This is a genomic window from Corallococcus sp. CA053C (assembly GCF_003611675.1).
Taxonomy (GTDB): Bacteria; Myxococcota; Myxococcia; order Myxococcales; family Myxococcaceae; genus Corallococcus.
In genome coordinates this window covers 1-5,040 of record NZ_RAWA01000557.1, presented here as the reverse complement: position 1 = coordinate 5,040, position 5,040 = coordinate 1, and the positions used below count along the sequence as shown (strand labels likewise).

Sequence of the window (5,040 nt, the reverse complement as noted above, 5' to 3'; positions counted from 1 at the left end):
CACCCCTTCCGCCCACCCGCGCACCCCGAGCCCCAGCACGATGAGCGGATAGGTCACGGCATTGGGGATGAGCCGGCGCAGCACGTCGGTCACCACCGCAATCACCAGGGCCACTCCCAGAATCGTCCACAGCGCGAGCTGAACAGGTGTCATTCGGCACCTGTCCCCTTGCCGGGCAGGCGACCCTCAATAAACCAGGGAGGGCCTTGGCCCGTCAAATGCTCAACACGGCCATCGGACGGAGGGGCAGCGCGTCATCAGTGGATGACGAGGCGGATCTTCTCACTGCAGATGAAGTACTCGTCCCCGTCCTCGACCTTGCGGCGCTTGATGCGCTGCTTGTTGAACCAGGTCCCGTTCGAGGACCCGAGGTCCTCGATGTAGAAGTCGCTGCCGTCGCGGGCGATGACGGCGTGCTCGCGCGACACCTTGCCGGAGTTGATGACGAAGTCGCAGTGCTTGCCACGGCCGATGACGTAGCGGTCCTTGATGATCTTCTCCTGCTCACCGGACTCGGTGACCAGGTAGAGCGACGCGCCCTCCTCCTCGTCGGCCTCCTCCGCGGGCTCCTCGTCGGCCTCCTCCGCGGGTTCGTCCTCCAGTTCGTCGTCGAGCGGCGGATCCTCCTGCTCCGGCAGGGGCTCCTCCTCGTCCTCGATCATGTCGTCGGCGGACGGAGGGGGCGGCTCGTTCTTGCCCTTGATGAGCCGCTCCAGCTCCGCGGCCGTCTCCAGGACGCGCTCGGCCACCTCGCGGCGCACCGGATCATTGTCCAGGCCGTTGGACGACGGGCGCTCCTCGGGCGCGTTGCGCGCGGCGGGACGGGCGGAAGCAGCCTCGGCGCGCGCGGGCGCGAGCACCGGCGGCGCGCCCTTGGAGGACGCGGCCGCGGCAGGCGGCGGGGAGGCCGGGCGCGGCGAGGGCGTGGGCGACGGCACCGCCGCCACGGACGGCTCCGTCTTCGCCTTCACGTCGATGAAGCCGTTGAGGCGCGCGAACATGAAGAGCGCCTGGTTGATGAGCGCGTCGCGATCCGACCCCATCTGCTGGGCCATCTCTTCGTACGTCTCCCACAGGTGCTCGGCGATGCCGACCTTGCGTGCGGGACGGGAGTTCTGATCGATCATCGTTCTTGGCTCGGGAAATGCTGACCGTGGGGGACGATAACAGAGCCGGTCCGGACCGCCCAGTTACTGGAAGGCCCGGACAAACTGGAGGTTCTCCGCGTTGTCGGTGATCTGCTCCAGGGCAATCTGGAGCAGCCCGTCCGCCGAGGGATAGGCGATGTAGGCGAGGCTGGAGGCAGCATCGCCGGCCCCGACGTTCGTGGCCACCACGGTGCCAGGCAGGGTGTAGGCCGCCAGGTTGCTCGTGGAGCTCGTGTCCACCTTGAAGAGGAAGCGGCGGAAGCGCGGCAGCAGTCCCACCACGTAGCGGTCGCCGGGGTTGAGCCGTTCCTTGTCTCCGAAGGTCGCCGTCAGGGTGAGCGTCAGCGGCGCCGTCGGGAAGGTGGGGACCGGCACCGGCGGGAGCCGCCCGAGGTCGAACGTGTCCGGGTGGTAGTAGTAGTCCAGCTGGCTCGACACCGTGTACGCCTCGCCCACCGCCAGCCGCTGCAGATAGGCGTCGCTGGTCTCCCCGCCCGCGTAGAGCACGTAGGGCTTCGGGGTCTCGCCGGCGCGCACGGAGAAGTTGGGATACGTCGCGCAGTTCGTCAGGGCGGTGTTGGTGTCCGTGTCCCCCAGGTCCGGGAAGAGCCGGGTGCGGCCGTCGCCCTGGTCCTCCAGCCGGAGGATCTTGATGCCCTGCTCGCAGGCGCCCGCGGCGTTCGCCAGCACGATGGAGTCACCCGGTATCACGCCCCGGGACGTGGCCAGCGAGGTCTCCACCAGGAAGGGCGGATCCTCCACGCTCAGGTCGCGCGTCAGGTCGAGCAGGCCCGGCAGGACGCCCCGGAAGACGAAGCGGTAGGTCCCGGAGGGCAGCGTCGCGTCACAGAGATAGGCCGTGGCGTTGGTCACATCCAGGTTCTGGGGGCAGCGCTTCTGGTCCGCGCCCATCTCGTTCACGGTGATGCCCTGGAACGTGTCCGCGCGGCTGATCTCATTGCCATCCCGCAGGTCCACCACCACCGACGCGCGTGCCTCCACCGTCTCGGGGTCCTTGTTCGGGACGGGAACGCGGTCCAGGTTGAACTCACGCTGCTCGTCGGCGCGGAACAGGGTGATCTCCCCGTTGGAGGCCGGCATGATCCCCAGGAGCGGGACGCGTGGGGTGCGGACCGAACCGTCCGCCAGCACCTGGCGGACCTCCAGATCCGGCCGCAGGGTGAAGCCCGTGGGCAGGCCCGTGGTCGGCCGCAGCGTCAGCATGGGCGCGCCGGACACGTCGCGGGCGAGCACCGGGGCCTCGGACAGCGCCGGCCCCGGTCCATTGTCGAGCGCGATGACGCCCGCGCAGTCCGCCGAGACGCACGTCAGCTCGTCGAGCACCGCGTACACATACCGGCCCGCGGGCACGCGGTCGTTCTCCTGCCCGGAGGACGGGATGAACGTCGGGTGCGTGGTGACGAACCGCGCCGGGATGTCCACCAGGTCCGTGTAGTCCGGCACCGAGAAGGGCACCGGACGCGGCCGCTTGTAGGGGATCTCCACCGAGCCGCCGTCCGCCACGGCGCGCACCAGCCGGCTGGTGCCCGTCACGTTGCGGATGGCGAGCACCAGCGACTCCGTCACGCCCACCTTCGCCGGCAGGCTGATCATGGACAGCACGGTGTCCGCCGGCCGCAGGCAGAAGACGGGCAGCGCGGGCGGCAGCGCCGCGGCGTCGAAGTTCTCCGGACCGGGCAGGTCCTGGCGCATCACCACCCCGCCCCCGAAGGGACCGCAGCGCTGCTCGGCGGACTCCGGGCGCGTCTGGAGCGCGTAGAACAGGACACTCGGAGCCCCTTTGGACACCGGGCCGTGCGCGGTGAAGGCGGTGATGAGCTGTCCGGTGGACAGGCGTGTCACCTCGTTGAGGCGCGCGGGGTCCGCGGCCACCACGGAGATGTCCCGGCCCCCGGAGCTGCGGGCGTAGATGTACGGCCCGGAGACGTCTTCGCCCTTCTCGTTGTAGCCCACATCGCGGGTGAGCGAGTCGGGCCGCGCGATGACGGGGATGGCCAGCGGCTCCAGCGGGTTGGGCGCGGGGAGGAACTCGCGCGGGGAGCGCTCCAGGTCCAGCACGCGCAGCTCGTCCCGGTCCTGCGAGGTGACGAAGACGAGCTGGTTGGAGAGCACCACGTCATACGTGCCGGACAGGCCGGCGGCGCCCGCCGTGGAGGTGGTGTCGGAGCAGGCGCCCAGAAGGCCGGAGGCGCTCAACAACAGGGCAGCAGGGATGCCGCGCTTCAAGGTTGGTTCTCCTGGCACACGCTGGTGCCCTGGTTCGGATCCCGCTGCTGCTGCGTGCCGAGCCGCGCCGTCAGCTTCGCGTCCTGGGGACGGGTGAGGTCGGGGATGTCCACGAGGGTCACCTGCCCGTCTCCGAAGTTGGTCACGAACAGGCGCGCCGCGTTCACGCCGGGCGGGTTGTCCACCGTCAGCCCGAAGGCCTGCGACGGGTTGCTGGTCTGGTTCTGGGAGTTGACGAGCGGCACCTGGACGACGACCTGCCCCAGCGCCTCGTCGTAGAGGGACACCGCGCTGTCACCGGTGCTCGTCACCGCGACGATGTTCGTGTTGGCGTCGTTGGGCGCCGCCTGCCGGCGGATGAGCTGCATGTCACTCACGCCGTCGGGCATGGGCACCGCGGAGACCACCCGGAAGAAGGGCGTGGTGGACGCGCCGCCGGGCACCGCCTCGTACTCGAAGTCGAGCGTGAGCAGCGTGTCCGGGCCCCGCGCCAGCATGTACAGCCGCTCGCGCACGAGGTTGGGACGGGCCGCGAGCTCCGCGGCCGTCACGGGCCGGGACACCACCCGGGCCGCGCGCGCCTCGCGGATGCCGTACACGCTCGTCAGGTTGGGCTCCAGGATGGTCCCGGGCACGTTCTTGTCCACCAGCCGCAGCACGAAGTTCGCCGCCACCGTGCCGTTGACGCCGGCCACGAAGTTGCGGCCCGTCACGTAGAGGTACCCCGCGCCCACGGTGGCCGAATCCGAGCCGCCGTAGAGGTAGCCCTCCGGCGACAGCGAGATGAAGCCCAGGGTGTCGCGGGTGGGGTTGTCCGTCCGCAGCGTGACGAGGTAGTTCTCGAAGTTGCTGCTGGACTTCGCGGGCGAATCCGCCGCCTCCGAGTGTGTCACATACAGCGTGCCGCTCGCGTCATCCACCGTCACGCCGATGGGCGACGGCGCGCGCGGCAGCTCCGTGCGGCCCTCCTCGCGCAGCGACTCCGGGATGTCCTCCGTGAGCGACAGCGCACCCTCGCGGCAGTCCACGCCGCCCTGCACGCAGCGAAGCACGGGCGCGCCGTTGCCCTCCAGGGACACGTCCACCGCGTGCAGGTCATTGCCCTCCGCGCGCGAGGGGACGAACAGGCGAGGCAGCCCGCTGGCCGGGTTGACCCACAGGGCCATCTCCCCCGCGAAGCTGCGGATCTGCACGAACGCGTCGCCGGACGCGGACAGGTTCTCGAAAATGAGCGGGCTGGCGGGCACGGGGCTGCCCAGCCGGGGCACCGAGACGGACTGGCCCTCCGCCTGCGCGCTCAGGGCATCCAGGTTGAGCGCGACCACCGAACCGGAGTCGAAGCAGTTGTCGAAGTTCGCGTTCGCGACGAAGAGGTAGCCGTTGCTCGCCGACGGTCCGCCAGCCGCGGGTGGGCGCCAGAACGCCACCCCGCTGGGGTACACGAAGCGGGTGGACGGGGGCGGGTTCGGTTCGGATTCAATCGAACACGCCGTGACGAACAACAGCGCGGAGGTCAGGAAAGGGAGGCGCATCAGAGGGGGGCGGAGTGTAGGAACGCCACGCCGCCCCGGGCAACTGAATAGGGCTGTTCCTATTCCCGGACGCTCTCCCGACGACACCCCGGCCCCCGCGGTCCGGCAACGCG

Annotated in this window: 3 protein-coding genes and 1 pseudogene; all 4 read right to left on the bottom strand. The window is 70.1% G+C overall.

All coding sequences use genetic code 11. The features are described 5' to 3' along the window. Window positions 1–153, bottom strand: a pseudogene (locus tag D7V97_RS39805) (prepilin peptidase); the annotation flags it as partial. Between the two features lie 104 nt (window positions 154–257). Next, window positions 258–1,127, bottom strand: coding sequence for an FHA domain-containing protein (locus tag D7V97_RS39800; RefSeq protein WP_120615790.1), 870 nt, complete (start codon window positions 1,125–1,127; stop codon window positions 258–260). A 63-nt stretch (window positions 1,128–1,190) separates the two neighbouring features. After that, window positions 1,191–3,395, bottom strand: coding sequence for a hypothetical protein (locus tag D7V97_RS39795; protein WP_147445179.1), 2,205 nt, complete (start codon window positions 3,393–3,395; stop codon window positions 1,191–1,193). Further along, the gene (locus D7V97_RS39790) at window positions 3,392–4,927 is read right to left on the bottom strand and encodes a hypothetical protein (protein ID WP_233583533.1); all 1,536 of its coding nucleotides are present in this window, start codon (window positions 4,925–4,927) and stop codon (window positions 3,392–3,394) included. The genes D7V97_RS39795 and D7V97_RS39790 overlap by 4 nt, the downstream gene beginning before the upstream one ends. Window positions 4,928–5,040: the final 113 nt, after the last annotated feature.